Genomic DNA, 13568 nt, shown 5'->3' on the forward strand with positions numbered 1-13568 from the left:
GGCCTCTTCTGTCTGGCGCCGTTTCGGGTCATGATGAAAGCCCCGAACGAACCACTTTTTGACTGACCCCTCTGGAGGTGTGATGAGACCCTGTGCCCTGCTGTTGTTTTTTCCCCTGGTGTGCCAGGCCGAGGCCAGCCCGAGTGAACCCGTGCAGGAAGGTACCCTGGCCAATCAGCAGCTGATCCGGGATGCCATGGTGGGGGTCGCATCCTGGGTGGCCACCAAGGGGTGTGACGCGCCGGAGCGCTTCGTGCCCGTGGTGTTGCAACTTCCCGAGGGGGAGCCGGGCAGTCGCCACTGGCAGGAGCGCTGGACGGTGACGGGCTGTGGCAACGACTATCCCGTGGTGATCGATTTTCGGGAGACCGGGATGCAAAGCGCCATGTGGACCATTGCCCGATAGGGTCGGTGCCGCCATCTGCGAGCTGCAAAGATGACAACGCCCGGCAAGCCGGGCGTTGGAACAGCGTGAAGGGGAAAGCCCGTCATCAGAAGTCGTGGTAGAGGGGCCAGCCGAGCAGGGGGTGGCGGATCCCGGCGCGCATCTCCATGTTGTCGAGCTTCTCCGGCGAGGCGTCCTCTTTTTGCAACTGCTGGTACTGGCGCACAAAGCCGAGGGTATGCAGCAGGTTGGGCACAAAGCCCGGGCTCAGCTCCTGACGCAGGGTGGCGGCCATGTCGGCGGGCAGCGCGCCCAGCATCAGGGTGAGCTGAGCGGCGAGGTAGTCGGTGTCATACCAGCTCTCGTTGAGCTCAATCTCCCGCGCCAGTTTGCGCTTGAGATCCTGCTTCACCTTGAGGGGGGCGGCGCCACTGCCCTTGCCGCAGAGGATGCGGTAGAGCAGCGCCTCGGCCAGCTTGTCCTCCATGGTGGGGTGGTCGCTCTCGCAGGCGAAGAAGTGCTGGTCGATGAGCTCCATCAGGCGGCTCTTGTTGTGCTCGGTCAGCGCCTTCTCGTACTCCTGCCACCCTTGCCACTCCTCCACATCGGGGGGGCTGGAGATCTTGTCCAAGAGCCGCGCATCCACGTCACCGTAGAGGCTGTTGCCAGCCTGCTTGGGGCTGACGGTGATGAGCATGGACCAGCCCTTCTGGAACGGCTTGATGGGGCCTTCAGGTGCCTGCAACAGGGCCAGTGCCTTGGCCGGATCCCGTTGGGAGAGCTCCTGCAGACCGAGGCTCACCACGCCGATGACGTCGTGGGCGGCCTGCTCCAGCAGGTGCATCTTGTACTTGTTGTAGTACTTGTCGGCGAATTTGAGGCTCATCAGCACCGCCTTGCCCTTGATGGCGGCGAGCTGCTGCTGACTCAAGAGTTCGTTGTCGCGGCCAAAGCGCAGCACCTGGCTCAGAAAGGGGCCCTGGTTGGCATCGCGAATGACTAACTGCATGAATGGGCTCCTTAATCCAGAAAGCTGAACATGTCGTCGACGTCGCCGTACTCGTCTTCCTCGACCTTGTTCTTCTCTTTGGCCTGCATCACCAGCTCGGCGGCAAACTTGTTGATGATGCCGTCCCAGGTGGAGTGTTCGTTGCGCAGCAGCGACTTGATGGATTTTTCCACCTCGGGGGCCAGCTCGCGAATGAGCATCAAGAGGCTGCGCGGGTCGTCCAGCGCATAGTCGTGGCTGTCTTCGGCCTGCTGGCGCTCGCTGTAGCGCAGGGACTCTTCGAGATCTTCCTCTTCGGCGTGCAGCACGTCGCGATAGCCTTCGTCCTCTTCATAGCGATCGCCGCGATAGAACTCGATAAAGGGGATGGCGAGGTAGAAGAGACCGGCCGGATCCTCGGCCACGCACTCGAGGATCTCCCGCTGCTTGGCTTCGCTCTCCTGGGTGCGGATCAGGTAGTTGAGGAAGTCGAAGGTGTGCTGTTGCAGCTCGTCGGCGTTGTTCTTGATCGCCTCTTCCCAGTAGAGGGGCTGCTGGCAGACGATGTCGCGGATCCGCTCCGGGGTCATCAGCTCGGAGATGATGGAGGGGAAGGAGATGTCGTGCTGGCCGTTGATCTGGGTCAGGGTAACGATATCAATGTTTTCAATCACTTCTGCCAACTGGTCGTCAGACATGGTCTTGGCGATCAGCTCGAACTTCTCGCTGGCCTGCTTCGGCTCGATGACGGCCAGCTCTTTGATCTCGATGGCGGTAATTTCTATCAGACTGTTGCTCATGCCTTGCCCCAATTAGAAACGGACTTCGTCGTACATATCCTGATCGCCGTCGTCATCACCATAGCGGTCACTGCCGCCGTGGTAGTCGGCGTCGGCATCTTCCCCGTCTTCCTCTTCTTCATCGCGCAGCTCGTAATCGTCATCAGCGCGGTGGCTGCCGCGGGGCAGCGGGTTGTCCAGCAGGAACAGCACGGCGCAGGCTTCCATCAGCTGATCTTCGCTCTGGGCCCGCACCGCCTTGACCAGCGGCAGGATGGCATTGTTGAAGCCGACACTCACCTTGAACTCGTCCCAGGAGGGCTGCTCGCCGCTGGCGAGCCACTTGTTCCACTGCGACTTGGCCTTGGGCGGGAACTGCACCCGGCCATAGAGGGCAAGCGGCAGGTATTCGGGCATGAACTCCAGCATGCTCATGTCGGCCAGCAGCAGGGCCTTCATCTTGTCGGTGAACTGCTCGAGCCCCTTGGGGTCATCCTGATCCCGGTAGGATTCGATGTTCTCGCTGGCATCGCTTTGCAGGGCCTTGAGCCGTGCCTGGTCCCATTTTTTTTGCATAGTCGCTCTTCTTGCCTGGTGGCTCAGGGGTAGAACTGGTCCCACATCTCCTGCATGGCAGCAGCGGGATCGGTCACGATGACGTTGTTGAAATCCTTGATAAAGGCGGCCCGCTGTTTCGGATCGGACAGCACTTCATAGGCCTGCTTTACCTGGTGCAGCCGGGCGGCTGCCTGCTCTTTCTCTTCTTCGCTCGCCCCGTGCAGCTTGTCGGGGTGGTACTGGTTCGACAGCCGTCGATAGGCTTTTTTGATGTCGTTTTCACTGGCGTTGGACTTGACGCCCAACACCCGGAAGTAGTTGTTCATGACGGATCCTGCCTCACTGGCATGGTGGAATTCATCCTGTGTCGACCTGGTGGCGCAACGTCGGCAAACCAGGCTCGGCAAAAACCGGAGATTTTAACGGAAAGCCGGCGCCTCTGCCATGAAAGTGCGGTCTTTCTGTACGAAAAGAGCGGGCGGTGCGAGATGGCGGCGGGGCTACACTGGCAGAGGGGGGCGGCAGGCCCCGGCGTTGCCCGACCCCCTCTTGTCCGAACCATCCGGATTCTGCCGTCACAAGGAGTCATCGCCATGGTCAAGTCCGCGTTTTTCGTGCTCGCGCTGGCAGGCAGTGCCGCCTCTGCCAGCGACATATTGCCTGTCTCGCCGCTGATGGGGGATGTCACCAGGGCCCAGTTCATGGAGCGCGCCGCCCAGCGCTTTGCCCTGCAAGACAAAAACGGTGACGGCGTGCTGTCGGTTGCCGAGAAAGAGGCCAACCTGGCAAAGCTGGCTGGCGTGATGCAACAGGCTGGCAAGCCGGTCCCGGAGCGGATGAGCCAGCTCAAGCCGTCGCGGGAGACCACCAGGGCCCAGTTCATGGCGCGGCAGGAGGCGCTCTTCTCTCGCCTGGACAAGAACGGTGACGGGGTGATCGGGGAGTCTGAGCGTCTCGACATCAAGGCCAATCTGGAGAAGCGGGCGATGGAGGCCGCCCAATAGGGCGGGTTGTCAGCCCTCTGATGAAAAAGAGCCCGGTAGCGATACCGGGCTCTTTGCATCTCTGGCATGAAGGGGGCTACCAGCTTGCCCAGAGCAGCCGCAACCTGAGCCCCCAGGCGCTGCTCCAGCCGGTGGTGCTGCTCACCAGAGCCCCATCCTTGATGACGAGGAAGGTTGGCGTCACCCCCACCTGCCAGCGGGCGGCCAGATCCCCGGACTCGTCGTTGTGGGTGGGGAAGGTCAGCCCCTTCTTCGCCATCCCGGCGCGCAACGGCTCATCGCTGCCGGAGCGCAGGGCCACCGTCAGCACATTTTCACCCTCCTGCCAGAGCTGCTCCACCGTGGGAGTGGTGAAGCGGCACACCCCGCACCAGCTGGCCCAGTAGTAGACCAGCAGGGGCTTGCCGCGGCTCTGCTCGGCCAGCGTGGTGGTGGTGCCGTCCTGCAAGGTGAAGGGGGCCTCCATGGCACCCGCCGGCAGGGTGGGGCTGCGCCACAGATCCACCAGGGTGGTGATGACGAGCGCCATCAGCAGAAGCCAGAGCGCCTCCTTGCCCCAGCGGCGCCAGCGGGGGGCCTTTATGCCTGCATCCTCGGCCATGGCTTAGCTCCGCTTGGCCAGCTCGGCTTTGACCAGCTGCTCCAGCTCGTCATAGGGAATGGCACCCGGCACCAGCTGGTTGCCGATAAGGGTCGCCGGGGTGCCTTGCACGCCCAGCAGGGTGCCGATGCGCAGGCTGTTGCGCAGCTCTTCGGTGGCCTTGCCTGCGGGCTTGAGGGTCAGGTTGTCGGTGGCGGCCAGCGCCTTGTTGATGTCCGTCTCGGTCAGCATCCCCTGCTTGCTCATGAGCTTGTCGTGCAGGGAGAGGAAGCGGGCAGGATCCTGTTGCCACAGGGTCAGGCTGTACTGGGCTGCCTTGGCGGAGGTCTGTCCCTTGAACGGCAGCAGCTTGATCACCAGCCCCAGATCGTCCGGATAGGCCGCGAGCAGCTTGGCGACCGCCGGGTCGAACTGCTTGCAGTAGGGGCAGTTGTAGTCGGTGAACAGCACCAGGGTCAGCTTGGGATGCTTGGCGCCGAGGCGCGGGCTGGTGGGGCTGTTGAACAGCACGTCCTGGTTGCCCTTGATGAAGTCACCCATCTGGGCTTGCTGGGTCGCGGCGTTCTGTTTCTCCCAGGATTCGGCTGCCTCGTCGAGGATCCCGGGGTTGGCGATCAGGGTCTCGCGAATGAGCTCCTTGATGCGGGCCTCCTGCTCCGGGGTGAAGGGGGCGGCGTGCAGCGTGGGGGTGCCCAGGGTGGCGGCGACCAGGGCGGTGCAGAGGGTCAGGGTTCGCAGTCTCATGGCATTCTCCTTAGAAATGGGTGGCATCGGCCTGAACGAGGCCGGCCTTGTGCAAGCTGTCGAGCAAGTCGGCCTTGTCCAGCAGGGGAGAGAGGATCTCCCCTTCCGGCAGGCCGGGCCCGTAGATCTGGTTGAAGGGAACGGCGGCGGCGCCACGCTGGCGCAGGAAGGCGGAGATGGCATCGCTCGGCCGGCTCCAGTCGCCGCGAAGGGCCACCACGTCCGGGGCCGACAGGGCGCGCTGCACCTCGTCACGCAGCAGCACATTGTATTTGTTGGCCTTGCAGGTGACGCACCAGTCGGCGGTGACATCCACGAAGACCCGCTTGTTCTGGGCCAGGGCGTCGGCGATGGCCTGCTCGGAGAGCGGCTGCCAGGCGATGCGATCGACGCTGCCACTCCCTTTCACCGTGAGGGCGCCCCCCAGCAGCAGGGCGCCGCCGATGAGTGCCGAGAGAGAGAGGGCCAGGGTGAAACCGCGCAGGCCATAGCGCCAGAGGATGCCCATCAGCAGCGCCAGCACCATGGCGGCCATCAGCCAGCCGGTGGCCGTGCTGCCCAGATGGTTGCCAAGCAGGCTCGCCAGCCAGAGGCTGGAGCCCAGCATCATCAGCCCGAGCAGGATGCGCAGTCGCCCCATCCAGCGGCCCGGTTTGGGCAGCCAGAGGGCGAGGCGCGGCAGGGCCGCCACCAGCAGCCAGGGCAGGCTCATGCCAAGGCCGAGGGCCGTGAAGATGAGCCAGAGCTGGCCGAGGGGCGCCGCCAGGGCAAAGGCCACCGCGGTGCCGAGGAAGGGGGCCGAGCAGGGGGTCGCGAGCAGGGTGGCGAAGCTCCCTTGCAGGAAGTGGCCGCCGAGCCCCTCGCCGCCGCGGGTGGCGAGGCGAGTGCTGAGATTGCTGGGCAACCTTATCTCGAACAAGCCCAGCAGGTTGGCGCAAAACAGCAGGGTGACCAGCACCATGAAGCCGATGAAACCGGCGCTCTGGAACTGGATCCCCCAGCCGACGGCACCCTGAGTCGCGCGCAGCAGGCTGCTCATGGCCGCCAGCACCCAGAAGGAGGTGATTATCCCGGCGCTGGCGGCGAGGAACTGCTTGCGCACGCCTCCTTGTTCGCTCTCTTGCTGCTGCAACACGGTGCCGAGTTTCAGAGCCAGCACCGGCAGCACGCAGGGCATCAGGTTGAGGATGAGACCGCCGAGCAGCGCCGCCCCCAGCAGCCAGAGAAGTGGCTGCCCCGGGACCGGCAGGGCGAGGGGCCCGGCGATGGTGGCGCGGGTCTGCCAGGCCTGTTCGCCGCTGGTGAGCAGCAGGCCGAGGGATTGGCCACGCAAGTCAGGGGCATCCCCCTGCCAGCCGTCGCTGACCGGCACCCGGGCAATCAGGGTGGTGCCGCTTACCTCGAGCGCGGGCTTGCCGAACTCGGCCCCCTCCAGCGCATCGATGAAGAGCGCAGGTTCCTGCCAGCCTTCTGCCCGCTCGGCCCGCAGTTGCAGCTGGTTATGCTGGTAGCCGAGCTCGACCCGGGTGTCGGCGGGCAGCGTCTGTGGCAGGGTGCTCATGGCCCGGGCCCAGGCGAAGTCAAAGCCGGCCGGCGCTTGCTCATCCGCCGCCAGGGTGAAGGGGTAGTCGGTCAGGATGCAGACATTGCTGCAGGTGGAGAGGCGCAAGGTGCCCTTGAGCGGCTGTCCGGCCGGGTAGCCCAGGTTCAGGGGGAAGCGTACCTGCTCCTGATAGCCCTGGGTGCTGAGCCCGGCCACCTCGAAGGGACGCGGAGTGGGCCAGTGCCACTGGAAGTCGCCGACCGGCTCATCCCACAGGATCTGGGGCGCTATGCCCCCTTCACCCGGGCTGTGCCAGTAGGTCTTCCAGCCTGACTCCAGCTGGACATCGAGCAGGATGCGGGTCTGATCCGGGACGCTGCGGTCGGCTTGCAGCCTGACCTTGGCGTGACTGTTCTGGGGGCGGGTGAGCCACCCCGTATCGCTGGCCAATCCGCTGGATTGCCACAGCAGGCTGCCCAGTAGCAGGGCCGCCTTGAAGAGATTCGACATGTGTTGGGTCTCGCAAAAAAATGAGTGACAGCAGGCTGAAAAAGCGCGGCTGAACTCATTCCCGCCAGACGCAGAGGGTGAGGTGCAGTCGCCGCTCCGGCGGCGAGACATTGATGGGGGGAGGCAGTGCCGGCGCGCGCCGTGACAGGGGCACCAGCAGGGCAATCACGAAGGCGATGGCGAAGAAGAGTTGCTCCACGCACAGCAGACTGGCGGCGCTCAGCCACTTGCCGTTGAGCTGGCAGCTGTTGGGCTGCACACTGGCGGGCGTGCCCTTGTCGGCCTGGTCGTCGGCTGAGGCAAACTGGGGCAGGGTCTGGCAACTCACGGCGTGATCGAGCAGGGCGAGGCGGGCCAGCGGCTGGGCCGCGCAATTGAGCACCAGCAGGCAGACCAGCAGCAGGAGTCGTGTCGCCGCGCGTTGTTGCAAAATCATGCTCGCCCCGTTCATCAAGATGGCCACATCCTAGCGGGCAATGGCGGGTGGGGCAAGCCGGGGTGACCGGTGACGTCCGGGGCTGGTCGGTTCTGTCTGGCGAACGCTTGTTCGCTAAAAGGGGGACCAGTATACTGCGCCGAGTCAAATTCCGAGGTGTTCGATGCTCAAACTTGCCCGTGTGCTGCTGCTGGCACTGCTGCTCGTCTTCTGGTTCCTGTTCGGCCTGTTGCTTTGTCTGGTGCGCCCGCGCCACCCGAACAACGTCTATGTCTTCGCCCGCATGTATCATGCGGTCTGCCCGCTGATCGGCCTCAAGGTCCGGGTGACGGTGGCCGACGAGGTCAAATCGGTGGGACCTGCGGTCTACGTCTGCAATCACCAGAGCAACTACGACATCTTCACCGTGACCGGCGCCGTGCAGCCCGGCGTGGTGGCGGTGGGCAAGAAGAGCCTGTTGTGGCTCCCCTTCTTCGGTCTCATCTTCTGGCTTTCCGGCAACGTGCTGATCGACCGCTCCAACCGCTCCCGCGCCATCGGCACCATCGGCCAGGTGGTGGATCGCATCAAGCATCGCGGCACCTCCATCTGGATGTTCCCGGAGGGGACCCGCTCCCAGGGGCGTGGTCTGCTGCCGTTCAAGGCGGGGGCCTTCCACACTGCCGTCCAGGCCGAGGTGCCCGTGGTGCCCATCGTCTGCTCCAGCTACTTCGGTCAGGTCGATCTCAACCGCTGGGACAACGGCGAGGTGCTGCTGGAGGTGATGGCCCCGGTGTGCAGCAAGGAGCACGGCGCCGCTGGCATTCGCGAGCTCTCCGACACCTGCCGGGAGAAGATGGAAGCCAAGCTGGCGGAGCTGGATGGCAAGCTCGGCCATCGACCGGCGGCCTGAGCCCGGTTGCAGAGAAGAGAGGGAGCCGCTGGCTCCCTTTTTTATTGGTGAAAATCACCATCTTGTTGGTTTTTTTCACCACGTTGTATCCGGTGAACATCCATCGTTAACTTTCATCTAATTGTAAATAAAGGCAAAAACATTCTGGCACGGCTCTTGTAATGTCATGGGAAGAGAGTGACACCCCATCAACAAGGAGCCAGACCATGAGCGTATTCAGCCGCCTGACCGACGTGATCAATGCCAACCTGCACAGCCTGCTCGACAAGAGCGAAGAGCCGGAGAAGATGCTGCGCCTGATGATCGAGGAGATGGAGCAGGTCCAGGTCGAGATGAGAACCCAGGCCGCCCGCGTCATCGCCGAACAGAAACAGCTGGAGCGCCATCAGCAGGCGCTGCGCAACCAGATCCAGGAGTGGGCAGCCAAGGCCGAACTCGCCATCCAGAAGGGCCGCGAAGATCTGGCCCGTGCCGCCCTCACCGAGAAGCTGGCGGAGATGAAGCAGTGCGAGCGGCTGGAAGAGGACAAGGCGCGGGTGGCCGAAGTGCTGGCCCAGCTCACCGCCGACAGCGAGCGACTGGCGGCCAAGCTGACCGAGGCGCGGGAGAAGCAGAAGATGCTGACCCTGCGCGAGCAGACCGCCCACAGCCGCATCCGCGCCCGTGCCCAGGTGGACAACCAGCGCATGCACGAGCTGGTGGCCCGCTTCGACGGCTTCCAGAACCGGGTCGATCAGCTGGAGGCCCAGCTGGAGGCGGCGACCCTGGGGCAGAATCCGTCCCTCGAGGCCCAGTTCCGCGAACTGGAGCTGAACGACGAGATTGAGCGGGAACTGGCCCGGCTCAAGGGTCAGAAGGTGGAGGCATAACCATGACACCCTGGCCCAAGGATCTCGCCCATCGCAAGCTGACCGGGGTCTGCGCCGGTCTTGCCAGAGGGCTGGGGGTGTCCAGAGTGACGGTGCGGGTGGTGGCCCTGCTCGCCCTGATCCTGATGCCGCCGCTGGCCCTGGCGCTCTATCTGGTGGGGGTGCTCGTCATGCCTCCCCGCCGTGAACTTCAACGCTGGCTGGGGTGATCTCCGGATCGCCCCGTCGGCAAGTGCAAGCCCGTGAGGAGCACAACATGCTGGAATTTATCGTCTTGATCCTGGTGCTGATCGGCATGGCGCTGACCGGATTCACCGTGCTGGCCATGCTGCTGGTGAGCGGGGTCTTCGTGCTGTTTGGCGCCCTGGCCGGCATGTTTGCCCTCATCATCAAGCTGGCGCCCTGGTTGCTGGTGGTGCTGGTGGTGTGCTGGCTCCTCAGCAACAGGCGCAAGCAGTCGAACACCTACCGTTAAGCCCCCCTGATTTCGCATCCTTCCTTGGCCACTGCTTGCAGTGGCCCTTTTTATGGGGGCGACACAGGGTCGGTGTGCGGGGTGGCAAGCCAGGAAAGGCTCCAGCCGTGCCACAGCGCCGGCTCGTGTACCAGGCGCTCCTTGAACGCCTTGCTCTGCTGCTTGAGGCGGTACTCGAGGCGCAGCGCCTCGGGTTTGCCGGGGACCTCCTGCTGCCATACCAGGGAGAGGGGTCCCTTGCCGCGCAGGGCTCTGGCCCCCTTGCCGCTCTGGTGCTGACGCAGTCGCCGCTCGGGATCCGTGCTGATCCCCGCATAGAGTGCCCCGGTGCCGGTGCGCACCAGATAGACAAACCAGCGGCAGGGAGTGGGGGTGGCGAGGGTCACGAGGTGCGCCACCTGGCCCGCTGGCGCCCAAGCCGGTGCAGGGGCAGCAGGCTCACCAGCAGGCCGGCCCAGACGAAGGCAAAGCCCACGGATTTCACCGGATCCGGGATCTCGCCAAACCAGAAGAGGGCGAGCAGGAAGGCGAGGCTCGGCTCTATGTATTGCAACAGCCCCACCGTGCTCATGGGCGTGCGCGCCACCGCATAGCAGAACAGCCCCACCGGCAGCAGGGTGGCGGGGGCACTGCCCATCAGCAGCAGGCGCTCGGTCCAGTCACCGGCCATAAACTGGCTGGTGCCCTGCAAGGTCAGCCAGCCGATGATGAGAAGGGCGACGGGCAACTGCACCAGGGACTCCAGATAGAGGCTGGTTCCGGCGTCCAGTCTCACCTTCTTCTTGATGAGGCCGTAGAGGGCGAAGTTGGCCCCCATCACGAGGGAGAACCAGGGCAGCTGGCCGTAGGAGAAGAGCATGTAGGCGAGCCCCGCCAGGGCGAGCGCTACCGCCAGGTGTTTTTGCGGGGTGAGCTTCTCTTTGAGGAAGAGCACCGCAAAAGCGATGTTGAACAGCGGGGTCATGAAGAAGGCGAGGCTGGTGGCCAGCACCTGGCCCGTGGTCAGGCACCAGGTGAACATGCACCAGCTGATGGACATCACGGGGCCCGCCAGCAGCACGAGGCCGAGCTGCCGGGGATCGCCGCGCAGGGCCCCCCAGGGCACCCGCTGGCCGAGGAGCAGAAGCAGGCCTCCCAGCAGCACCACGGACCAGAGCACCCGGTGGGAGAGCAGTTCCCACATGTTGATCTCGGGCATGAACTGGTAATAGAGGGGCAGCATGCCCCACAGCACGAATGAGAGGGCCGCGCTGCCGGTGCCCATCCAGTTCTTCATCTCTCTCCGTTTATTAAACTAAACAATGGCGGCTGCATGATAAGTATCCGCCGCCCCTTTCACAAGCGGGAGCGGGGAGAAAACTCTGGTACTATCGGGCCCATGAACCGACTCGATCCCCTGTTTGAACAGATCCGGGCCTGCCGCCTGTGCGAGGCCCACCTGCCGCTCGGCCCAAGGCCGGTGATCCGCGGCAATGAGCGCGCCCGTCTGCTCATCATCGGCCAGGCCCCCGGCACCCGGGTACACGCCAGCGGCATCCCCTGGGACGATCCCTCCGGCGATCGCCTGCGCTTGTGGCTCGGGGTGGACAAGGCCACCTTTTACGATGAATCCCGCATCGCCATCATGCCCATGGGGCTCTGTTACCCCGGCAGGGGCAAGTCGGGGGATCTGCCGCCGCGCCCGGAATGTGCCCCCACCTGGCACGACAAGGTACTGATGCTGCTGCCCAACATCGAGCTGACCCTGCTCATCGGCCAGTATGCGCAGGCTTACTACCTGAGGGCGGCGGCGAAAGGATCGCTCACCGAGACGGTGCGGCACTGGGCGGACTATGGCCCGGCCTGGTTGCCGCTGCCGCACCCGTCCCCGCGCAACACCCTCTGGCTCAGGAAGAACCCCTGGTTCGAGCAGGCGGTGATCCCCCATCTGCAGCAGAGGGTCGCCCCCCTGCTTGACCCGGCAGGCTAGAGCGCCGGCTCGGCCTGGGGTTTGGGCTTGCTGCGGGCCATGGCGACCAGCGGCAGTATGATGCACAGGCACCCCAGCAGCAGCGGCAGCCCCGGCTGTTCGTCAAACAGCCAGACCCCGATGGCGACCGCCATCAGTAGCCCGGTGTACTCCGCCGAGGCGATCTTGCTTGCCTCCGCCTTGCGATAGGCCATCACGCACAATCCTGCATAGACCATGATGAGCGCTGAGGAGCCGAAGGCGGGCCACCACATCTGCCATTGCCACTCGCCCCCTTCCCACCAGGCCAGCGCCAGGATGAAGGGCATGCTCAGCACATTGGTGAAAAACAGGGTCTGGGCGATGGGCTGCTGGAGCGGGATGCGCTTGATCAGCAGGTTGTTGACCGCCAGGGAGAGCGCCACCCCGAGCGCCGCCAGGGCGGCCCAGTTTACCTCGGTCGGGCGCAGCACGATGAGCACCCCGACGAAGCCGAGCAGCGCCGTCAGCACCTTCTGGCGCGAGAGTGCCTCCCCCGCCAGCCAGACCGCGAGCGGCACCATCAGCAGCGGGGCGGCATAGAAGAGGGCGTTGGCGGTGGCGAGCGGCAGCCGGGTGAGGGCGACCACCATCAGGCAGACGCCGACGGCCCAGATGTGGGCCCGCAGCAGGTGCCACTTGAGGGCTACCGGCGGGTTGCGCCGCCAGGACCAGAGCAGCCAGGGGGTGAGCAACAGGGCCGCGGAGAGCTGGCGGAAAAAGACAAACTGGAAAATGGGCTGGTCCGGCTCCAGCACCTTGACCAGGGCATCGGAGAAGACCGCCACCATGTTGCCGAGCACCAGATAGAGGATGCCTATCCCGACTGCATTCATACCACCTCCAGATTCAGATGAGGGGAGGGTAGCCCGCGGCCTGTTATCCAGTAAAATGATAAAAAATCATCACGCATGAGAAATTTGGATAATGAAGCTGCCCCCCCTGCGCGCCGTTCAATATTTCGAGGTGGTTGCCCGCCTGCTGAGTTTTTCCCGCGCCGCCCTGGAGCTCAATGTCAGCCAGAGTGCGGTCAGTCACCAGATCCGTCTGCTGGAGGATTTTCTGGGGGAGCGGCTGCTGCTGCGTCAGGGGCGGCTGCTCTCCCTGACGCCCCAGGGGGAGATCTATTTCGAGGGGATCGCCGCCGGGCTGGTCCAGATTGCCCAGAGCAGCGAGCAGTTGCGCGGCGGCGGCGAGATGCGGGTGCGGCTCGCGGTCTACAGCTCCTTTGCTGTGAAGTGGCTGATCCCGCGCCTGGCCGGGCTGCGCCAGCTCTATCCCGAGCTGGATCTCAGCCTGGAGATGGTGGCGGAAGATCCCGAGCTTTCCGACAGGGTGGCGGACGGTTTCATCACTGTCTCCCCCGAAGGGCCGGGCTACATGCACGATCTGCTCTATCGGGAGCGGCTGATGCCGGTGTGCAGTCGCCGGATGTGGCAGCAGGTGGAAGGGGAGTGGCCCGCCACCCTGTGGCAGTTGCCGCTGCTCTCCATCCAGGCTATCTACCGCGAGAAGGGGGAAGATTGGCGGCGCTGGGCCGAAATGGGGGGGCTGACCATTCCCCCCGAGGCGAGGGTGCACCATTTCAGCCATATCCTGCTCGCGCTGGAGGCGGCGAACTGGGACCAGGGAATGGCGCTCATCAACGACTATATGTTGCAGCCGGAGGATCCGCGTCTGGTGCGGCTGCCCCTGCACGCCCTCGAGACCGGCGACAACTTCTATTTCGTCTTCAAGCGCTCGCGCGCCCATGAACCCGCCATCAGCCGGTTGCGTCAGTGGCTGTGGCAGGAGTCG

At 64.4% G+C, this 13568-nt stretch carries 19 protein-coding genes; 8 read left to right on the forward strand and 11 right to left on the reverse strand.

Features of this window, described 5'->3' with window-relative positions; translation table 11 throughout:
- Positions 1-82 precede the first annotated feature (82 nt).
- Entirely contained in the window at positions 83-406 is a 324-nt protein-coding gene (locus tag AACR77_RS00090) for a hypothetical protein (RefSeq protein ID WP_052224714.1), read from the forward strand.
- Between the two features lie 85 nt (positions 407-491).
- Here AACR77_RS00090 and atcC read toward each other — a convergent pair whose 3' ends face one another.
- The 4 genes from atcC to atcJ are packed head-to-tail and all read right to left on the reverse strand — an operon-like array spanning position 492 to position 3036.
- Positions 492-1394 carry a cold adaptation protein AtcC gene (gene atcC / locus AACR77_RS00095; protein WP_042877713.1) on the reverse strand — a complete coding sequence of 301 codons (903 nt, stop codon included), beginning with the start codon at positions 1392-1394 and terminating at the stop codon, positions 492-494.
- A gap of 11 nt (positions 1395-1405) precedes the next feature.
- A complete protein-coding gene (gene atcB / locus AACR77_RS00100; protein WP_010672787.1) occupies positions 1406-2173 on the reverse strand; it encodes a cold adaptation protein AtcB in 768 nt (255 codons plus the stop codon).
- Between the two features lie 12 nt (positions 2174-2185).
- Positions 2186-2728, reverse strand: a complete 543-nt coding sequence (gene atcA, locus AACR77_RS00105) for a cold adaptation protein AtcA (protein WP_042864495.1) — start codon at positions 2726-2728, stop codon at positions 2186-2188.
- A gap of 23 nt (positions 2729-2751) precedes the next feature.
- Positions 2752-3036: a cold adaptation protein ActJcold adaptation protein ActJ gene (gene atcJ / locus AACR77_RS00110; protein WP_024943298.1), complete on the reverse strand. Its 285-nt coding sequence runs from the start codon at positions 3034-3036 to the stop codon at positions 2752-2754.
- Positions 3037-3303: 267 nt separating this feature from the next.
- On the opposite strand from atcJ, the gene AACR77_RS00115 reads away from it, so the two are divergent.
- Positions 3304-3714, forward strand: coding sequence for an EF-hand domain-containing protein (locus tag AACR77_RS00115; protein ID WP_041212307.1), 411 nt, complete (start codon positions 3304-3306; stop codon positions 3712-3714).
- Positions 3715-3790: 76 nt separating this feature from the next.
- On the opposite strand, the gene AACR77_RS00120 is transcribed toward AACR77_RS00115, so the two are convergent.
- The 4 genes from AACR77_RS00120 to AACR77_RS00135 are packed head-to-tail and all read right to left on the reverse strand — an operon-like array spanning position 3791 to position 7548.
- The gene (locus AACR77_RS00120; RefSeq protein ID WP_042014965.1) at positions 3791-4315 is read right to left on the reverse strand and encodes a protein disulfide oxidoreductase; all 525 of its coding nucleotides are present in this window, start codon (positions 4313-4315) and stop codon (positions 3791-3793) included.
- Positions 4316-4318: 3 nt separating this feature from the next.
- Positions 4319-5059: a DsbA family protein gene (locus AACR77_RS00125; protein ID WP_042877715.1), complete on the reverse strand. Its 741-nt coding sequence runs from the start codon at positions 5057-5059 to the stop codon at positions 4319-4321.
- Positions 5060-5069: 10 nt separating this feature from the next.
- Complete coding sequence (locus tag AACR77_RS00130) at positions 5070-7112, reverse strand: protein-disulfide reductase DsbD family protein (RefSeq protein ID WP_042877717.1); 2043 nt, start codon at positions 7110-7112, stop codon at positions 5070-5072.
- 55 nt (positions 7113-7167) lie between these two features.
- A complete protein-coding gene (locus AACR77_RS00135; RefSeq protein WP_039039817.1) occupies positions 7168-7548 on the reverse strand; it encodes a hypothetical protein in 381 nt (126 codons plus the stop codon).
- Between the two features lie 163 nt (positions 7549-7711).
- Between AACR77_RS00135 and AACR77_RS00140 the strand changes: the two genes are divergently transcribed.
- From AACR77_RS00140 to pspG, 4 genes are all read left to right on the forward strand, one after another.
- Complete coding sequence (locus tag AACR77_RS00140) at positions 7712-8440, forward strand: 1-acylglycerol-3-phosphate O-acyltransferase (protein WP_039039739.1); 729 nt, start codon at positions 7712-7714, stop codon at positions 8438-8440.
- Positions 8441-8646: 206 nt separating this feature from the next.
- Complete coding sequence (gene pspA, locus AACR77_RS00145) at positions 8647-9309, forward strand: phage shock protein PspA (protein WP_010672795.1); 663 nt, start codon at positions 8647-8649, stop codon at positions 9307-9309.
- Positions 9310-9311: 2 nt separating this feature from the next.
- Positions 9312-9518: a PspC domain-containing protein gene (locus AACR77_RS00150; protein ID WP_010672796.1), complete on the forward strand. Its 207-nt coding sequence runs from the start codon at positions 9312-9314 to the stop codon at positions 9516-9518.
- Positions 9519-9565: 47 nt separating this feature from the next.
- A complete protein-coding gene (pspG, locus tag AACR77_RS00155; RefSeq protein ID WP_010672797.1) occupies positions 9566-9784 on the forward strand; it encodes an envelope stress response protein PspG in 219 nt (72 codons plus the stop codon).
- 50 nt (positions 9785-9834) lie between these two features.
- Here pspG and AACR77_RS00160 read toward each other — a convergent pair whose 3' ends face one another.
- Positions 9835-10170, reverse strand: a complete 336-nt coding sequence (locus AACR77_RS00160) for a GIY-YIG nuclease family protein (protein ID WP_042877719.1) — start codon at positions 10168-10170, stop codon at positions 9835-9837.
- Positions 10167-11060, reverse strand: a complete 894-nt coding sequence (gene rarD, locus AACR77_RS00165) for an EamA family transporter RarD (protein ID WP_010672799.1) — start codon at positions 11058-11060, stop codon at positions 10167-10169. The genes AACR77_RS00160 and rarD overlap by 4 nt, the downstream gene beginning before the upstream one ends.
- Positions 11061-11162: 102 nt before the next feature.
- On the opposite strand from rarD, the gene AACR77_RS00170 reads away from it, so the two are divergent.
- Positions 11163-11753 carry a uracil-DNA glycosylase family protein gene (locus AACR77_RS00170; protein WP_010672800.1) on the forward strand — a complete coding sequence of 197 codons (591 nt, stop codon included), beginning with the start codon at positions 11163-11165 and terminating at the stop codon, positions 11751-11753.
- Here AACR77_RS00170 and AACR77_RS00175 read toward each other — a convergent pair.
- Positions 11750-12607, reverse strand: coding sequence for a DMT family transporter (locus tag AACR77_RS00175; RefSeq protein ID WP_041214395.1), 858 nt, complete (start codon positions 12605-12607; stop codon positions 11750-11752). The two genes, AACR77_RS00170 and AACR77_RS00175, sit on opposite strands and share 4 nt — an antisense overlap.
- Before the next feature lie 91 nt (positions 12608-12698).
- Between AACR77_RS00175 and AACR77_RS00180 the strand changes: the two genes are divergently transcribed.
- The coding region (locus tag AACR77_RS00180) for a LysR substrate-binding domain-containing protein (protein ID WP_042877721.1) at positions 12699-13568 on the forward strand (870 nt) is incomplete at its 3' end.

The sequence above is a fragment of the Aeromonas sp. ZOR0002 genome (genome assembly GCF_963866995.1).
Taxonomy (GTDB): domain Bacteria; phylum Pseudomonadota; class Gammaproteobacteria; order Enterobacterales; family Aeromonadaceae; genus Aeromonas; species Aeromonas caviae.